Below are 15,111 nucleotides of genomic sequence, written 5' to 3'. Positions count from 1 at the left end.
GGCTTTTCCTATTTGAGGCCGCCTCTGGTCAGCACCGTGTAGGCCAGCGCGGACATCCAGCAGAGGCCCGTGCTGCCGTACACAAGGATGACCACCATCTCGAACCTCCTTGCGAAGCGTTTGTCATGACGCAGCCGGTTCAGGAATTTTTCCATGAGCGTTTCCTTAAGGTTGATAGCTAGGAACCCAATGCGCGCATGACCGAGCAACTGACCGCGGCCAGCATGGCCAGGACGACCGAGAGCCGCAGGATATGGTTAGGTTGCAAGTCGGCGCCGCGCCGCGCGGGATGCTGGTCCATGGCACCCACGAGGACGAGTCCGGACGCGCCAACAATCATGCCCACATGCCACGTGATGCCGAGCCAGACCAGCCGCTGTGGACCGGGCAGTAGGTCGACGTTGAATTGCCCTGCCAGTGCATGGCATGCGCTGGCGCTCATCGCAATCACGGTCCAGAGCAGTTGCCCATCCTGGACGGCCCGCACGACAATGCCTCTGCTGTGCCGCCGATAGAAGCGGGGCACACGCGCAATTGGCAGCAATGCCACGGGCGCCAGCAACGGGACGGCGATGTTGATGAAGAACCAGCCGAGCAGGTCGAGCGCCGCGGTCATGGGGCGATGCCTTAGCCGCGCAGCGACCTCTGGTTCGGATAGCGCCTGGCGATGGCGAAGGGCAGTGCAATGATTGGCATGATGGATGCTCCAGATCGAGGAATTCAGGCAGCCCATCCTAAGTCCACCTCACGCCGTCGCCAATCAGACAGACGTGAACATTTGTTGCCGATCCCTGCTGTTGCGACTGACTTTGCGCCAGATCAAACCAGCGCGGATGGTGCGCCTCGGTCTTTGCTGATGCTGCTCTGGAAGTCGGGGGGGGCAAGATTGGGCGCGACCGGCCTGGCAATGACTCAATGCGGTGCATTCAGCCCAGCGCGTACTGGGCCAGCAGGCCGGTGTAGGCCTTCGGCAGCGGCCGCGCCCAGTCTCCGCGCTTGCTGGTGGAGAGCCGCAGCGAGACTAGTGCCTCGGCCATCTTGACGGCGCATGAGACGCCGTCGATCACCGGGGCGCCAGTCGCGTCGGAGATCTCCGCGCACAGGTCCGTCATGCCAGCGCAGCCCAGGACGATACAGTCGCTCTGGTCCTCGGCCAGTGCCACGCGGCAGGCTTCGGTGATGATGCGGCGCGCATCCGAGCCGGGCCGCTCCAGCTCCAGTACGGGCAGGTCGCTGGCGCGCACGTTGCGGCAGAACCGCTTCATGCCGTAGCGCTCGGCCAGGTGCCAGGCGATATTGCAGGTGCGGGCCAGCGTGGTGACCACGCTGAAGCTCGTGCCGATCATACTGGCCGCGTGCATGGCGGCCTCGGCGATGCCGATCACGGGGCCGCGCGCTACCTCGCGCGCTGCGTAGAGGCCCGGATCGCCGAAACAGGCAATCACGTAGCCGTCCACGTGCTCCTGCTCACCCAGCAGGACCTCGTCGAGGATGCCCGGCACGCTGAGCGCCTCATCGTAATGGCTCTCGATGGAAGCCGGGCCCATGCGTGGGCTGACTGCCACGATCTGTGTGTCCGGCATGGCCACCGCACGGGCACACTGGCCGATCTTGTCGGTCATGCTCTGGGTGGTATTGGGGTTGATGATCTTGAGCTTCATGACAACTCTCGGTGGCAGGATTCAGGCGTTATGGCCGCAGGGGGTAGCGGACCCAAGCAATGCCCATGCCGAAGACCTGGCTTCGCTGACAGGATCGTCAGCAATATCCGGGTTGTACGTGACGCTAGAGTAACTTTTTGTGGGAATGGCGGAGGGGGCGAAGCTAAGCCGTCGCCGGGTTCACCGTGGGATCGATGGGCGCCATGTCCGCCTGGAGCCGGGCGCTCCAGGGCAGGTAGCGCGAGTACAGCAGGCGCATGCGGTCGGCGTCGGGCGGCACGGACAGTTCGCCGTGCATCTCCATATAGGCGATGGTCGCCTGGAGCAGCTTGGTCTGCGCGTATCGGTCGCGCTCGGGCAGGTGAGGGTGGAGGTGGCGCCAGCGCATGCCCGTGCAATCGATATGCGGCATGCCCAGCGCGCAGTAGACGACGCCGCGCGAGTAGAGATGCCACAGGTGCCAGTAGCCGCTTGTCACGCCCATGCTTGCAATGCGCTCCCAGGATGCCGGGTGCCGGTCCGGAACGGCCCGGCGGCCCGTGGGAAACATCTTACCGGGCGCACTGTGCCGGGGGAACGTCGAAATATCCCCAAAGTGTGTGCCAGCGCGCCCGGGAAACAAAAACCGGCGCCTGGGCGCCGGTTTCGGTATCGGGAAACGCCGGGATCCTTACTGGATCTTGGCCTTTTCCTTGATCGACTTCATCATTGCCTGGAACTGCTCGCGCTGCCAGGCCTGGTCCCCCATCAGCATCTGTTGCAGCTGCGGCTTCACTTCCTCGAACGACGGGATCTTGGCGTCGCGCGTGTCCACCAGTTCGATGATGTGCCAGCCAAACTGGGTCTTGACCGGCGTGTCGGTCATCTGGCCCTTCTTCAGGCCGGTCATCGCGGCCGAGAACTCGGGCACGTAGCTGGTGCTGTTGGCCCAGTCCAGGTCGCCGCCATTGACGGCCGAGCCGGTGTCCTTCGACGAAGCCTTGGCCACGTCCTCGAACTTGGCGCCGCCCTTGATCTTGGCGATGATTGCGCGGGCGTCGGCTTCCTTCTCCACCAGGATGTGGCGGACGTGGTATTCCTTGCCGTTGCCGAACTGCGCCTTGATCTTGTCGTACTGCTTGCGCAGTTCGTCGTCGCTGGCGCCGTTGGTGCGCACGTAGTCCTCGAACACCGCGCCGGCCAGCACGTTGAGCTTGGCCTGCTCGAGCTGCTCCTGCACGTCGTCGCGCTGGGTGATGCCGCGCTTGTTGGCTTCCTGCAGCAGCAGTTCCCGGTCGATCAGCATGGTGCGGGCCCGGTCGCGCAGCTCGGGGCTGGCGGGCTGGCCGGTGCCGGCGATCAGCTTGTCCAGCTTGGCCGAGGGGATGGGCTTGCCATTCACAACGGCGGCGTTCTGGGCGATTGCGGGCAGGCTGCCAGCAGCAAGCACAGCCGCCAGGCTGAACGAGAGGACGGTGGTCTTCATGGAATCAGGTCTGAGAGTTGCGGGTAGCGTCGCGTGAAGCTTCGCGGGATTGATATTCTTGGTCGGTGTAGGCGCTGACGGCCAGCGCATGAATCTGCGCCGGGAACAGGGCGCGCAGCGCATCATACACCATGCGATGGCGGGCAACCCGCGAGTGGCCCGCAAACAACTCGCTAACGATCAGCACTTCGTAATGCCCTCCGCCGGAGGCCGCGCCGGCATGGCCGGCATGGGCCGCGCTGTCGTCGCGCACGGTCAGGCGGGAGGGGTCGAGGGCCGCACGCAGCAGCGCGTCGATGGTGGCGGGGTCTGCAGCCATCCGGGTTCCTTGTAGCGTGGCGTCCGGCTTATTCGGACGGGGTTTCCTGGATATGGCGCGACATCCAGATGCTCTGGAGCACGATGAACACCAGCATCAGCCCCATGCTGCCGAACAGCTTGAAGTTGACCCAGGTATCGGTGGAGAACGTGTATGCCACGTAGAGGTTCAGCAGGCCCATGGCGGCGAAGAAGCCGGCCCAGGCCGCATTCAGGCGGCCCCACATGGCGTCCGGCAGGGTGACCTGCTTTTCCATCATGGCGCGGATCAGGTTCTTGCGCCAGCCAATGACCGAGCCCACCAGCGTCACCGCGAACAGCCAGTACAGCACCGTCGGCTTCCACTTGATGAAGGTCTCGTTGTGCAACAGGATGGTGGCACCGCCAAACACGCCGATGATCAGCAGGCTGACCCATTGCATCGGTTCCACCTTGCCGTGGCGGAAGCGCACCCAGGCAATCTGGAACACCGTGGCAATCATCGCGACGGCCGTGGCCGGATAGATGCCGAACAGCTTGAAGGCGATGAAGAACAGGATGACCGGAAACAGGTCGAAAAGAAATTTCATGCGGACGATGGTTGATTGGCGGGCTTGCCTGGTGCAGAGGCCCGCGGCCGCGCCATTGTACTTGGGGAATGGCGCGTGGCGGGCGTCCTAAGCAACGATTACATCACCCGAAGTTTCACCCGCGATCGGAAGGATCCCGATCATCGAATTTTAGCGCAGCCGAGTTGATGCAATAGCGCAGGCCGGTGGGGGCCGGGCCATCCTCGAACACGTGGCCCAGGTGGCTGCCGCATTCCTTGCAGCGCACTTCCACGCGCGTCATGCCGTGGCTGTGGTCCGTGTGCTCGGCGATCACCTCGCCGTTGATCGGCTTGAAATAGCTGGGCCAGCCGCAGCCGGCGTCGAACTTCGTGGCTGATTCGAACAGCGGCGTGCCGCACCCCACGCAGTGGTAGATGCCCTGGTTCCAGTGGTCCCAGTAGCGGCCGGTGAACGGGCGCTCGGTGGCGGCTTCACGCGCGACGCGGTACTCGATATCGGAGAGTTGCTCACGCCATTCGGCGTCGGTCTTCTTGATGGTCATCTTGCGTCCTTCTCGTTGGGCGGTGGCGCGGGGCCCCGGTCTTGCTTGGTCGGACTCGCGCCGCAATCCTTACAGATTCAGAAATTCACGATTCTTCGATGTCACGATGAGCAACTGACCTCGAGCCCGGACGCCCAGTCCGGCGGCAGGGCGGCATAGGCTTCCGCCTCGGGCTGCTCGTCGAATGGCCGGGACAGCACGGCCAGCAGGCGGTCCACCTCGGAGAAGTCCTTGTCGCGCGCGGCGCGGATCGCGGTTTCTGCGAGGTGATTGCGCAGGATGTACTTCGGGTTCACGGCGAGCATGCCGGCGGCGCGCGTGGCGTCGTCGGACTGCTCGGCCTGCAGCCGGGCGCGGTATTCGGCGGCCCAGGCGTCCCAGGCGGCGCGGTCCAGGAACAGGTCGCGCACCGGGGCATCCGCACTCGCATCCTTCCCCGAGATGCGGGCGAGGTTGCGCCAGAACAAGGTGTAGTCCACGCGGTTGGCGTGCAGTACCCGGAACAGGTTGGTCAGCAGCGCCTCGTCCTCGTTTTCCTGCCCGCCCAGCGGGCGCAGGCCCAGCTTGGCGCGATAGTGGCGGAAGAAGGCGGCGGCGTAGCGGTCGCGGAACGGGTCGAGTGCCTCACGCGCGGCGGCCACCGCAGCTTCCTTGGCGGCCTCGGGATCGGCTGCGTCGGCCGCATCGGTGTCGCGCCAGAGCGGGAGCAGCGCCTGCGCCAGGCAATGCAGGTTCCAGAATGCCACCTGAGGCTGCTGGCTATAGGCGTAGCGGCCCTGCTGGTCGGAATGGTTGCAGATATGGTTGGCGTCGAAGGCGTCCAGGAAGCCGAACGGGCCGTAGTCGATGGTCAGCCCCAGGATCGACATATTGTCGGTGTTCATCACCCCATGGCAGAACCCGACGGCCTGCCAGTGCGCCACCATGTCCGCGGTGCGTAGCGAGACCTCGCGCAGCAGCGCCTGGTAGGGGTTGCCGCCGGCATCGCGGCAGGCGGGGTAGAAGCGGTCGATGACGAAATCGGCCAGCTCGCGCAGCGCGGCATGGTCCTCGCGCGCGGCAAAGTGCTCGAAATGGCCGAAGCGGATAAAGCTCGGCGCCAGGCGCGTGACCACGGCGGCGGTCTCGATGGTCTCGCGGCGCACCGGGGCGTCCGAGCCGACGATGGCCAGCGCCCGCGTCGTCGGCACGCCCAGCGCGTACATGGCCTCGGAGCACAGGTATTCGCGGATCGATGAGCGCAGCACCGCGCGGCCATCGGCCATGCGCGAGTAGGGCGTCAGGCCGCCCCCTTTCAGCTGGATTTCCCACGGGCCGTCGTCGCGCTCGGCCTCGGCCAGGCGGATGGCGCGGCCATCGCCCAGCTGCCCGGCCCAGACGCCGAACTGGTGGCCCGAGTAGACCGTGGCCAGCGGGTCGGCCCAGTCGGGCACGCGGTTGCCGATAAAGGTGTCGAGGAAATCCGGCTGGCTGGCTTCGGCGCCGATCGTCTGCGGGCTCCAGCCCAGCAGCGCGGCGGCAGCCGGCGCCACGCTGACCAGGTAGGGCGAGGGCAGCGGCGTGGGCTGCAGGCGCGTGAAGAAGCGCTCGCCCAGCGCGGCAAAGCCGGGCGCGGTGCGGAACGGTACGGGGGACTCAGGGGGCATCGACGTCCTGCTTTGCGGTCTGCGGGGGTGGATTGGGGGTGCCGAAGTGCGCTTGCAGGCTAGGGGAAAACGACATATTGAGACGCATCAGGGCACGCAGTATTGTACTTGCACCGGTTTTCCCCTGTCGGCCGAGGGGGTGTCCACCGGGGCGCCATGCCTTATCGATAGCGGACATCAATCTCGTGCATGACGTGGACGCGCATGCGGCGAGGAGCACGGGAACATTCCGCCAAAAATAAGCACGGTTGTTCGTTTTTCTCAGGCCGACCACGACAAGACTGGAGACATTCCATGGCATTGATGGGTCAAATGATGAGCGCGCCGCTGCTCATTTCCTCCATCATCAAGCACGCTGCGCGGTATTACGCCAGCACAGAAATCGTCTCGCGGCGGACCGAGGGCGACCTCCACCGCTACACCTACCGCGACTGCGAGCTGCGGGCCCGCAAGGTGGCCCAGGCGCTCGGCGCGCTGGGCGTGCAGCAGGGTGAACGAGTCGGCACGCTGGCGTGGAACGGCTATCGCCACCTGGAGATCTACTACGGCGTCTCCGGCATGGGCGCCGTCTGCCACACCATCAATCCCCGGCTGTTCCCGGAACAGATCGCCTATATCGTCAATCACGCCGAAGACCGCTACGTGTTCTTCGACGCCACCTTCCTGCCGCTGGTGGAAGGCGTGGCCCCGCATTGCCCGAACGTAAAGGGCTGGGTGATGATGACCGACCGCGCCCACATGCCGGCCGACGCCAAGGTGCCGCTGCTCTGCTACGAGGACCTGATCGACGCGCAGGATGGCGACTACGCCTGGCCGGAATTCGACGAAAACCTGGCCTCCAGCCTTTGCTACACCTCGGGTACCACCGGCAATCCGAAGGGCGCGCTGTACTCGCACCGGTCCACGGTGCTGCACTCGTACGCATCGGCGCTGCCCGACGCACTCGGCTGCTCCGCGCGGGACGTGATCCTGCCGGTCGTGCCGATGTTCCACGTCAACGCCTGGGGTCTGCCGTACTCGGTGCCGCTGGTCGGCGCCAAGCTGGTGCTGCCGGGGGCCAAGCTGGACGGCGCCTCGCTCTACGAACTGTTCGAGCAGGAAAAGGTGACCTTTTCCGCTGGCGTGCCGACGGTCTGGCTGGGTTTGCTCCAGCATGTCAATGCGAATAATCTGAAATTCTCGACTTTCCGCCGCACCGTGATCGGCGGTTCGGCGGCGCCGCCGGCCATGATCCGCGCGCTGGAGGCGCTGGACGTGGAGGTGATCCACGCCTGGGGCATGACCGAGATGTCGCCGCTGGGCACCTCGTGCAAGCTGCTGGCCCGCCACGAAGACCTCCCCGAGGACGCGCGCCACAAGATCCTGGAGAAGCAGGGCCGGGTGATCTATGGCGTCGACATGAAGATCGTCGATGGCGAAGGCGCCGAGCTGCCGTGGGACGGCAAGGCCTTCGGCGACCTGTATGTGCGCGGTCCGTGGGTGATTTCCACCTACTTCCGCAACGACAACACGCCGCTGGTCGATGGCTGGTTCCCCACCGGGGACGTGGCGACCATCGACGAGGAAGGCTATATGCAGATCACGGACCGCAGCAAGGACGTGATCAAGTCCGGCGGCGAGTGGATTTCGTCCATCGACATCGAGAACGTGGCCGCCGCCCACCCGGCGGTGCATATGGCCGCGTGCATCTCCGCCTTTCACCCCAAATGGGACGAGCGCCCGCTGCTGGTGGTGGTCAGGCGGCCCGGCATGGACGTCACGCGCGAGGAACTGCTGGCCTTCTTCGAGGGCAAGGTGGCCAAGTGGTGGATTCCGGACGACGTGGCATTCGTCACCGAGATTCCGCTGACGGCCACCGGCAAGATGCAGAAGCTCAAGCTGCGCGACCAGTTCAAGGATTACAAGCTGCCAACCGCCTGAGCCAGCCGGCGTAGACCGGGGCCGGGTGCAATTCCGATCCATAACAGGCAGCAACAGGCAGGCGGCAACCCCGCCCGCGGCGGTTCCAATCGCCATTCGATAACGAGAGTGAAGGAGACAGGTATGACGAAGATGCGTCCGCTGGTGGCTGGTGTGGCGGTATTTGCGGCACTGGGTTCCACGCTGGTTTCGGGCATGGCGGCGGCGGATACGGTGAAGATTGCCTTCATCGATCCGCTGTCTGGGCTGATGGCCCCGGTGGGGCAGAACCAGCTCAAGAGCTGGCAGTACGTGGCGGAGGTGGCCAACCAGAAGAACTGGGCCGGCGCGCACAAGTTCGAGGTGGTGGGGTTTGACAACAAGCTGTCGCCGCAGGAAAGCCTGACCATCCTCAAGCAGGCCGTGGACCAGAACATCCGCTATATCGTGCAGGGCAACGGCTCCTCGGTGGGGCTGGCGCTCGAAGACGCGGTGGCCAAGCACAACGAACGCAATCCGGGCAAGGAAATCGTCTACCTGAACTACGCGGCGGTGGACCCGGACATGACCAACAGCAAGTGCAATTACTGGCACTTCCGGCTGGACGCCAACTCCGACATGAAGATGGAGGCCCTGACCACGTTCCTGGCCAAGGATCAGAACGTCAAGAAGGTCTACCTGATCAACCAGAACTACTCGTTCGGGCACCAGGTGGCGCGCGCCGCCAAGGACTACCTGAAGCGCAAGCGTCCGGACATCCAGATCGTGGGCGAGGACCTGCACCCGCTGGCGCAGGTCAAGGACTTCGCGCCGTATGCGGCCAAGATCAAGGCTTCGGGCGCCGATACGGTCATCACCGGCAACTGGGGCAGCGACCTGGCCCTGCTGATCAAGGCCGGCAAGGACGCCGGGCTGACCACGAACTACTACACCTACTACGCCGGCACCACGGGCGTGGCAACGGCGATGGGCGCTGCCGGCGCCGAGCGCGTCAAGTACGTGGGCTACTACAACCCGAACAACAAGGGGTTCAAGGGCTCGGACATCATCGAGGGCTTCAAAAAGAAGTACAACGACGATTTCTACGTGATGGCGTCGTACACGGGCATCGCCATGCTGAGCCAGGCGATGAAGAAGGCCAACTCCACCGATCCGGTGAAGGTGGCCCAGGCGCTCGAGGGCCTCAAGGTGGAAAGCATGAACGGCACCGTCGAGATGCGTAACACCGACCACCAGGCGCAACAGTCGCTCGTGGTGGCCACGTGGACCAAGGTGGACGGCAAGGAAGTGAAGTACGACGCCGAGAACACCGGCTATGGCTGGAAGACGGATGCGCAGCTCGACCAGTTTGTCGCCGCCCAGCCCACCTCCTGCCAGATGAAGCGCCCGGGCTGATCCGGCGCGCCACCGGCATCTGAGCGATCCGGGGCGGGACGGGTTTCCGTCTGCCCCGGATCGGCGGACAATCACGCTTTTGCGCTGGGCGCCACACGTCCCACCGAAGGACCCGCCGTGGAATTTTTCGTCATTTCGCTATTGAACGGCATCAGCTATGGGCTGCTGCTGTTCATGCTGTCATCGGGGCTCACGCTCATCTTCAGCATGATGGGCGTGCTCAATTTCGCGCATGCCAGCTTCTATATGCTGGGCGCCTACTTTGCCTACACCATCGCCAGCAAGATCGGCTTCTGGCCGGCGCTGATCCTGGCCCCGCTGCTGGTGGCCGGGGCCGGCGCGCTGGTCGAGCGCTTCGGGCTGCGCACCGTGCACAAGTTCGGTCACGTGGCCGAATTGCTATTCACCTTCGGCCTGGCCTACCTGATCGAGGAGGGCGTGAAGCTGGTCTGGGGGCTGGCCGCCGTGCCGTACCGGGTACCGCCGGAGCTGGACGGGCCGCTGTTCACCGTGTTCACCTCGTCCTTCCCCACCTACCGGGCGTTCATGATGCTGGTGTCGCTGGGCATGCTGGTGGCGATCTACCTCGTGCTGACCCGCACCCGCATCGGGCTGGTGATCCAGGCCGCACTGACGCACCCGGAGATGGTCGAGGCCCTCGGCCACAACGTGCCGCGCGTGTTCATGATGGTCTTCGGCGGCGGCGCCGCGCTGGCGGGGCTGGCAGGGGTGATCGGCGGCAATGCCTTCGTGACCGAGCCGTCGATGGCGGCGGCGGTAGGCTCCATCGTCTTCGTGGTGGCCGTGGTGGGGGGCATGGGGTCGCTGGTGGGGGCGTTCATCGCCTCGATCCTGATTGGCGTGCTGCAAACCTTCGCGGTGACGATCGACGCCTCGCTGGCCGGCCTGTTCGGCGCGCTGGGGCTCAACGTCAGCGACGCCACGCCACTGAGTTCGGTCTGGAAGCTCACGGTGGCCCAGGTGGCGCCGGTGCTGCCGTACCTGCTGCTGGTGGTGATGCTGATTTTCCGCCCACGCGGGCTCATGGGCACCCGGGAGAGCTGAGCGATGGAGACCACGACCATGCAACAGACTCCCAACGCGGTAGTGACCGGCCGCACCATGCGCTACCGCCCGCTCAACCTGGCCCGCTGGATTATCTGGGGCGCCACCGCGCTGCTGATGCTGGTGATGCCGATGATCTTCACGGGCGGCTTCGCCGTGACGCTGATGTCCCAGATGGGCATCATGATCATCTTCGCGTTGTCGTACAACATGCTGCTCGGGCAGACCGGCATGCTGTCCTTCGGCCATGCGGTCTATGCGGGCCTCGGGGCGTTCATCGCCGTGCACGTGCTGAACATGATCGGCGCCGGCAAGGTCTGGCTGCCGGTGTCGATGCTGCCGCTGGTGGGCGGGCTGGCCGGCGCGTTCTTCGGCGTGCTGTTCGGCTACGTAACGACCAAGAAATCCGGCACGACCTTCGCCATGATCACCATGGGCATCGGCGAGATGGTGTTCGCCAGCTCGCTGATGTTCCCGGACTTCTTCGGCGGCGAGGGCGGCATTTCCACGAACCGGGTGGTTGGCGACCCCTTCCTGGGCATCACCTTCGGCCCGGGCCGGCAGGTCTACTACCTGATTGCCCTCTGGTGCCTGGCCTCCATGGCGGCGATGTACGCCTGGACCCAGACCCCGCTCGGGCGCATCGCCAACGCCGTGCGCGACAACCCCGAGCGCGTGGAATTCATTGGCTATAACACCCAGCGGGTGCGATTCCTGGTTGTGATTCTTTCGGCATTTTTCGCGGGCATCGCCGGGGCCTTGTCGGCCATCAACTTCGAGATCGTGTCCGCCGAGAACGTCAGCGCGGTGCGCTCGGGCGGCGTGCTGCTGGCCGCCTTCATCGGTGGCGCGGGGGTGTTCTTCGGCCCGGTGATCGGTGCCGTGGTCTTCGTGCTGTTCGCGGTGGCGCTGTCGGACCTGACCAAGGCCTGGCTGCTCTACCTCGGCCTGTTCTTCGTGATGATGGTGATGTTCGTGCCGGGCGGCATCGCCAGCCTGCTGCTGATGCAGGTGCCGCTGCTGGCGAAGAAGCGCCTCGGGCGGATGCTGCCCAGCTACGGGCAGGCGGCCTTGGCCGGGCTGGTGCTGCTGGCGGCACTGATCCTGACCGTGGAACTGGTCTACAAGGTGCAGGTGGATAGCGCCAACGGCACCGCGATGCGGCTGTTCGGCGTGGCCTTCGACGCGGGCACGGTAGCACCCTGGATCGTCGCCGCGGCGCTCTGGGCCGTGGGCTACGTGGCGTGGCGCTGGGCGGCGGGCCGTGTGCGCGCCGAACTCGACAAGATCCAGGCGGAATTCGGAGGTCAGGCATGACGGCGGCCATGGCAGGCGGGGGCACGCCCGCGCTGGAACTTATCGACGTGCGCAAGAAGTTCGGCCAGACCGAGATCATCCGTGGCGTGACGCTGGCTATCGGACGCGGCGAGCGCCACGCGATGATCGGGCCGAACGGGGCGGGCAAGTCCACCACCTTCAACCTGATCTCGGGGCGGTTCGCGCCCAGCTCGGGCACGGTCAGGCTCAATGGCCAGCCCATCAGCGGGCTGCGTCCGTTCGAGATCAACCGGATGGGGCTGTCGCGCAGCTTCCAGATCACCAATATCTTCCACCGGCTGTCGGTGTTCGAGAATCTGCGCTGCGCGGTGCTGTGGTCGCTCGGCTACAAGTATTCGTTCTGGCACCGGCTGTCCGAGTTGCGCGATGCGCGTGAGCGGGCCGAGGAGGTGCTGGAGCTGATCGGCATGCAGCATCGGCGCCACTCGCAGGCCGGGCTGCTGACCTATGCGGAGCAGCGCGCGCTGGAGATCGGCATCACCATCGCGGGCGGCGCCGAGGTGATCCTGCTGGACGAGCCTACCGCCGGCATGAGCCGGTCGGAATCGGACCACGCGGTGGAGCTGATCCGCAAGGTCACGGTCGGCAAGACGCTGGTGATGGTGGAGCACGACATGAGCGTGGTCTTCGGCCTGGCGGACCGGATCTCGGTGCTGGTCTACGGCGAAGTCATCGCCACGGACACGCCCGAGGCCATCCGCAACAACCGCAAGGTCAAGGAAGCCTACCTGGGCACGAGCCTCGACGAACCCGTGCCGGAAGGAGCGCACTGATGGCCAAGCGCATGCTGGACGTTACCGGGCTGCACGCCTACTACGGCAAGAGCCACATCCTGCACGGCGTGGATGCCCATATCGACGAGGGCGAGATCGTGGCGCTGCTCGGCCGCAACGGGGTGGGGCGCTCGACCATGGCCAAGGCGATCCTCGGCATGGTCAAGGCCGAGGGGTCGGTGCGCTTCCGCGACGAGGAAATCCTTGGCCGCCGCACCTTCGAGATCGCCCATGCGGGCATCGGCTACGTGCCGGAGAACCGCGACATCTTCCCAAGCCTGACCGTGCGCCAGAACCTGCTGCTGGGCGAGAAGCGCAACCCGCGCCAGTCGTCGCCGCGCTGGTCGGTGAACGATATGTATCAAATGTTCCCGAGGCTGAAGGAGCGCGAGAACACGTCAGCCGGCGTGCTCTCGGGCGGCGAGCAGCAGATGCTGACCCTGTGCCGCACCCTGATGGGCGACCCCGACCTGATCCTGATCGACGAACCCACCGAAGGACTGGCGCCCATGATCGTGGCGCTGGTCGGCGACTTCCTGAAGACGCTGAAGGAGCGCGGCGTGTCAGTGCTGCTGATCGAGCAGAAACTGGCGATTGCGCTGGACATCTCCCAGCGGGTGTACGTCATGGGCCACGGCCACATCGTCTTCGAGGGCACGCCGACCGAGCTGAAGGCGAACGGGCAGGTGAGGAAGGAATGGCTGGAGGTTTGAGGGGCAATTGCAGCGCGTTTTCTTGCCTGATTAGTAGTCCATGGGCGTCCAGACCGGCCAGTCCCCCGTGAACCAGCCAATCGCGGTTGCGCCCAGCCAGGGTAGTGTCCAGGCCCAGTTGAGCCATGGGGAGCGCTGCCGGATCCAGAGACCGGCTATCGAAAACAGCCAATACCCAGCCGTCACGCCTCGCCGATAGAAATACGCTTCCGGGCTTTGAAAGCGCTCGGCTTCCCAGACTGGACTGTATGTGGGATAGCCGATCCCGGCGTCTTCGTTGAGATTGGCGGCAGCCAGGAGGAACTGGATGGCAAGGGCGAGCAGGTGGCACAGCAGCAGCCCTGTCCACGCCATCCGCAATGCACGTTCGATGTTCGACCAAGGCATGTCAAGGGTAGATGTAGGCATGCAGGACAAGGTTGGACAACAGAGGCATGCTCCATGCCCAGTTGAGCCAGCGCCGGCGCTGCGTTATCCAGAGCCCGGCCAGCGCGAACAGGAGCAGGAAAATCTGCTCGCCGCTTGACTCGGCATACGCTCGAATGTTGAGGAACCCTTGGATCTGCCAGATTGGCGGTCCGTTGTACTCGTCGGGGTGAAGTATTCCGGCTACGGTCAGCACATCGAGCAGCATGCCGGTGAGAAAGAAGGCGAGCAGAGCTGACCAGCCAATGCGACAAGCGCGTTCAGTAGCGGACCACGACATCTATGTCTTTTCCATACTTGAGGAAGGCGTCGACGAAGGATGGCATGTCGGACGTCAGGTCGATACAGCCCGCCGATCCTCGCCACCAGCCGCCGTGGATCGAAAAGCCGCCGCGTCCATGTGTGGGAGTGCCTGGGAGCGGGTCTAGCCATACGCGGCGCTTTCCCCAGGACATGACACAGCCCGGCCACGTTCCGCTGTACTTCACGATGCCAAGCGTTCGAACTATGCATCGTCGACGGTCGGACCAGGGATAGTTCTCCCATCGTTGCAGACGCTCCTGTCTTGCAACGTAACGGCCTTCTGGAATGGGCCCCACATCCGCCCTTGTCTGATGTTCCTTGCCTGTGAAGCCCGGCTTGCCAGACGCCGCATGCCATGCGAGACGTAAGCCATCTTCGGCCCACGTTAGCCGTTTGCCGTCGAAACCGAGCGTTGCACGGCGAGACTCAATACGACGCATTGTCTCTTCGAGCCCGAGCAGGCGCACGATCGCTTCTGTATCCCGGCCTGATGCGCCGCCAATACCGAGCCTGCGATCCATCAGGTTTCGAAATTCCGACGCTAGGCTCGCGTCTCCATCAATCTCCCGGGCAATCTCTCTGGCGTCCACATTGGCTCCCGCACAAATGAACGCCCAATCTACTGGCCTCATTGCCGGCCGCTTTGCGCCGGATCAACCGCTCCAACACTGTCTCAAACCGCAACAACCTACTTCCGTCGCCCTCCGCCTGCGCGGCTTTTCGCTTTAGCGCGCTTCTTCGCGGGAGCCGCCGGAGTGAGGGCCGCCAGCCAGGCGTCGGTTGTGGCTTTCATCATGGCGGATGTGGCCAGCGTGGTCTGGCGTTTGGCTTCGGCGGTCGCCCGGCCCCGGGCGGCGCCCGCCGCGGCGTTGGCGCCGCTTAGCCACATGCTCAGCATGGGGTTTTTCTTCAGCCAGGGGTTTTTCATCGTCGGCTCCTTGGGTTGCGTCGATCAATCGTCGATCAATGGTCGATCAACAGGGAGCCGGGGCGCACGATGCGTGCCAGAGCGGGAAG

19 protein-coding genes are annotated in these 15,111 nt (G+C 64.8%); 6 read left to right on the top strand and 13 right to left on the bottom strand.

The window, feature by feature from the left end; genetic code table 11:
* Positions 1–8: 8 nt before the first annotated feature.
* The 9 genes from KHO18_RS14845 to KHO18_RS14805 all read right to left on the bottom strand — a co-directional run bounded on the left by KHO18_RS14845 (position 9) and on the right by KHO18_RS14805 (position 6,182).
* Positions 9–155 (bottom strand): hypothetical protein, encoded by a 147-nt coding sequence (locus KHO18_RS14845; RefSeq protein WP_186296741.1) that lies wholly within the window; start codon positions 153–155, stop codon positions 9–11.
* A gap of 23 nt (positions 156–178) precedes the next feature.
* A complete protein-coding gene (locus KHO18_RS14840) occupies positions 179–616 on the bottom strand; it encodes a hypothetical protein (RefSeq protein WP_144195580.1) in 438 nt (145 codons plus the stop codon).
* A 310-nt stretch (positions 617–926) separates the two neighbouring features.
* On the bottom strand, positions 927–1,661 hold the full coding sequence (locus tag KHO18_RS14835; protein WP_144195578.1) for an aspartate/glutamate racemase family protein: 735 nt from the start codon (positions 1,659–1,661) through the stop codon (positions 927–929).
* 163 nt (positions 1,662–1,824) lie between these two features.
* Positions 1,825–2,145 carry a hypothetical protein gene (locus KHO18_RS14830; protein ID WP_211943441.1) on the bottom strand — a complete coding sequence of 107 codons (321 nt, stop codon included), beginning with the start codon at positions 2,143–2,145 and terminating at the stop codon, positions 1,825–1,827.
* A 186-nt stretch (positions 2,146–2,331) separates the two neighbouring features.
* Positions 2,332–3,126, bottom strand: a complete 795-nt coding sequence (locus KHO18_RS14825; protein ID WP_144195574.1) for a peptidylprolyl isomerase — start codon at positions 3,124–3,126, stop codon at positions 2,332–2,334.
* Positions 3,127–3,130: 4 nt separating this feature from the next.
* Positions 3,131–3,445, bottom strand: a complete 315-nt coding sequence (locus KHO18_RS14820; RefSeq protein WP_144195572.1) for a BolA family protein — start codon at positions 3,443–3,445, stop codon at positions 3,131–3,133.
* A gap of 28 nt (positions 3,446–3,473) precedes the next feature.
* A complete protein-coding gene (locus tag KHO18_RS14815; protein WP_144195570.1) occupies positions 3,474–4,013 on the bottom strand; it encodes a septation protein A in 540 nt (179 codons plus the stop codon).
* Positions 4,014–4,128: 115 nt separating this feature from the next.
* On the bottom strand, positions 4,129–4,536 hold the full coding sequence (gene msrB / locus KHO18_RS14810; RefSeq protein ID WP_144195568.1) for a peptide-methionine (R)-S-oxide reductase MsrB: 408 nt from the start codon (positions 4,534–4,536) through the stop codon (positions 4,129–4,131).
* A 101-nt stretch (positions 4,537–4,637) separates the two neighbouring features.
* Entirely contained in the window at positions 4,638–6,182 is a 1,545-nt protein-coding gene (locus KHO18_RS14805; protein WP_144195566.1) for a protein adenylyltransferase SelO, read from the bottom strand.
* A 294-nt stretch (positions 6,183–6,476) separates the two neighbouring features.
* Between KHO18_RS14805 and KHO18_RS14800 the strand changes: the two genes are divergently transcribed.
* The 6 genes from KHO18_RS14800 to KHO18_RS14775 all read left to right on the top strand — a co-directional run bounded on the left by KHO18_RS14800 (position 6,477) and on the right by KHO18_RS14775 (position 13,365).
* Positions 6,477–8,102, top strand: a complete 1,626-nt coding sequence (locus tag KHO18_RS14800; protein ID WP_144195564.1) for a 3-(methylthio)propionyl-CoA ligase — start codon at positions 6,477–6,479, stop codon at positions 8,100–8,102.
* A 123-nt stretch (positions 8,103–8,225) separates the two neighbouring features.
* Positions 8,226–9,476 (top strand): branched-chain amino acid ABC transporter substrate-binding protein, encoded by a 1,251-nt coding sequence (locus KHO18_RS14795; RefSeq protein WP_144195562.1) that lies wholly within the window; start codon positions 8,226–8,228, stop codon positions 9,474–9,476.
* Positions 9,477–9,593: 117 nt separating this feature from the next.
* Positions 9,594–10,541: a branched-chain amino acid ABC transporter permease gene (locus tag KHO18_RS14790; protein ID WP_144195560.1), complete on the top strand. Its 948-nt coding sequence runs from the start codon at positions 9,594–9,596 to the stop codon at positions 10,539–10,541.
* Positions 10,542–10,544: 3 nt separating this feature from the next.
* Entirely contained in the window at positions 10,545–11,858 is a 1,314-nt protein-coding gene (locus tag KHO18_RS14785; RefSeq protein ID WP_144195558.1) for a branched-chain amino acid ABC transporter permease, read from the top strand.
* Positions 11,855–12,652, top strand: a complete 798-nt coding sequence (locus tag KHO18_RS14780) for an ABC transporter ATP-binding protein (RefSeq protein WP_244844815.1) — start codon at positions 11,855–11,857, stop codon at positions 12,650–12,652. The genes KHO18_RS14785 and KHO18_RS14780 overlap by 4 nt, the downstream gene beginning before the upstream one ends.
* Positions 12,652–13,365 carry an ABC transporter ATP-binding protein gene (locus KHO18_RS14775; RefSeq protein ID WP_144195556.1) on the top strand — a complete coding sequence of 238 codons (714 nt, stop codon included), beginning with the start codon at positions 12,652–12,654 and terminating at the stop codon, positions 13,363–13,365. The genes KHO18_RS14780 and KHO18_RS14775 overlap by 1 nt, the downstream gene beginning before the upstream one ends.
* A gap of 30 nt (positions 13,366–13,395) precedes the next feature.
* Here KHO18_RS14775 and KHO18_RS14770 read toward each other — a convergent pair whose 3' ends face one another.
* The 4 genes from KHO18_RS14770 to KHO18_RS14755 form a co-directional block, all read right to left on the bottom strand.
* Positions 13,396–13,752 (bottom strand): hypothetical protein, encoded by a 357-nt coding sequence (locus KHO18_RS14770; RefSeq protein ID WP_144195554.1) that lies wholly within the window; start codon positions 13,750–13,752, stop codon positions 13,396–13,398.
* Between the two features lies 1 nt (position 13,753).
* Complete coding sequence (locus KHO18_RS14765) at positions 13,754–14,071, bottom strand: hypothetical protein (protein WP_144195552.1); 318 nt, start codon at positions 14,069–14,071, stop codon at positions 13,754–13,756.
* Positions 14,052–14,615 (bottom strand): hypothetical protein, encoded by a 564-nt coding sequence (locus tag KHO18_RS14760; RefSeq protein WP_144195551.1) that lies wholly within the window; start codon positions 14,613–14,615, stop codon positions 14,052–14,054. Before KHO18_RS14760 ends, KHO18_RS14765 begins: the two co-directional genes overlap by 20 nt.
* Before the next feature lie 167 nt (positions 14,616–14,782).
* On the bottom strand, positions 14,783–15,022 hold the full coding sequence (locus KHO18_RS14755) for a hypothetical protein (protein WP_144195549.1): 240 nt from the start codon (positions 15,020–15,022) through the stop codon (positions 14,783–14,785).
* Between the last annotated feature and the right edge of the window lie 89 nt (positions 15,023–15,111).

The organism is Cupriavidus campinensis, from assembly GCF_905397395.1.
GTDB classification, from domain to species: domain Bacteria; phylum Pseudomonadota; class Gammaproteobacteria; order Burkholderiales; family Burkholderiaceae; genus Cupriavidus; species Cupriavidus campinensis.
Note: the sequence above shows the minus strand (reverse complement) of the source record. Positions and strands in the feature narration are given on the sequence as shown.

Bases quoted from the DNA above. Each gene is read 5' to 3' on its own strand.
- KHO18_RS14765 (WP_144195552.1), bottom strand. From the start codon at position 14,071: ATGTCGTGGTCCGCTACTGAACGCGCTTGTCGCATTGGCTGGTCAGCT.
- KHO18_RS14840 (WP_144195580.1), bottom strand. From the start codon at position 616: ATGACCGCGGCGCTCGACCTGCTCGGCTGGTTCTTCATCAACATCGCC.
- KHO18_RS14775 (WP_144195556.1), top strand. From the start codon at position 12,652: ATGGCCAAGCGCATGCTGGACGTTACCGGGCTGCACGCCTACTACGGC.
- KHO18_RS14760 (WP_144195551.1), bottom strand. From the start codon at position 14,615: ATGGATCGCAGGCTCGGTATTGGCGGCGCATCAGGCCGGGATACAGAA.
- KHO18_RS14830 (WP_211943441.1), bottom strand. From the start codon at position 2,145: ATGGGCGTGACAAGCGGCTACTGGCACCTGTGGCATCTCTACTCGCGC.
- KHO18_RS14780 (WP_244844815.1), top strand. From the start codon at position 11,855: ATGACGGCGGCCATGGCAGGCGGGGGCACGCCCGCGCTGGAACTTATC.
- KHO18_RS14770 (WP_144195554.1), bottom strand. From the start codon at position 13,752: ATGCCTTGGTCGAACATCGAACGTGCATTGCGGATGGCGTGGACAGGG.
- KHO18_RS14805 (WP_144195566.1), bottom strand. From the start codon at position 6,182: ATGCCCCCTGAGTCCCCCGTACCGTTCCGCACCGCGCCCGGCTTTGCC.
- KHO18_RS14795 (WP_144195562.1), top strand. From the start codon at position 8,226: ATGACGAAGATGCGTCCGCTGGTGGCTGGTGTGGCGGTATTTGCGGCA.
- KHO18_RS14845 (WP_186296741.1), bottom strand. From the start codon at position 155: ATGGAAAAATTCCTGAACCGGCTGCGTCATGACAAACGCTTCGCAAGG.
- KHO18_RS14800 (WP_144195564.1), top strand. From the start codon at position 6,477: ATGGCATTGATGGGTCAAATGATGAGCGCGCCGCTGCTCATTTCCTCC.
- msrB (WP_144195568.1), bottom strand. From the start codon at position 4,536: ATGACCATCAAGAAGACCGACGCCGAATGGCGTGAGCAACTCTCCGAT.
- KHO18_RS14825 (WP_144195574.1), bottom strand. From the start codon at position 3,126: ATGAAGACCACCGTCCTCTCGTTCAGCCTGGCGGCTGTGCTTGCTGCT.
- KHO18_RS14815 (WP_144195570.1), bottom strand. From the start codon at position 4,013: ATGAAATTTCTTTTCGACCTGTTTCCGGTCATCCTGTTCTTCATCGCC.
- KHO18_RS14755 (WP_144195549.1), bottom strand. From the start codon at position 15,022: ATGAAAAACCCCTGGCTGAAGAAAAACCCCATGCTGAGCATGTGGCTA.
- KHO18_RS14820 (WP_144195572.1), bottom strand. From the start codon at position 3,445: ATGGCTGCAGACCCCGCCACCATCGACGCGCTGCTGCGTGCGGCCCTC.
- KHO18_RS14835 (WP_144195578.1), bottom strand. From the start codon at position 1,661: ATGAAGCTCAAGATCATCAACCCCAATACCACCCAGAGCATGACCGAC.
- KHO18_RS14785 (WP_144195558.1), top strand. From the start codon at position 10,545: ATGGAGACCACGACCATGCAACAGACTCCCAACGCGGTAGTGACCGGC.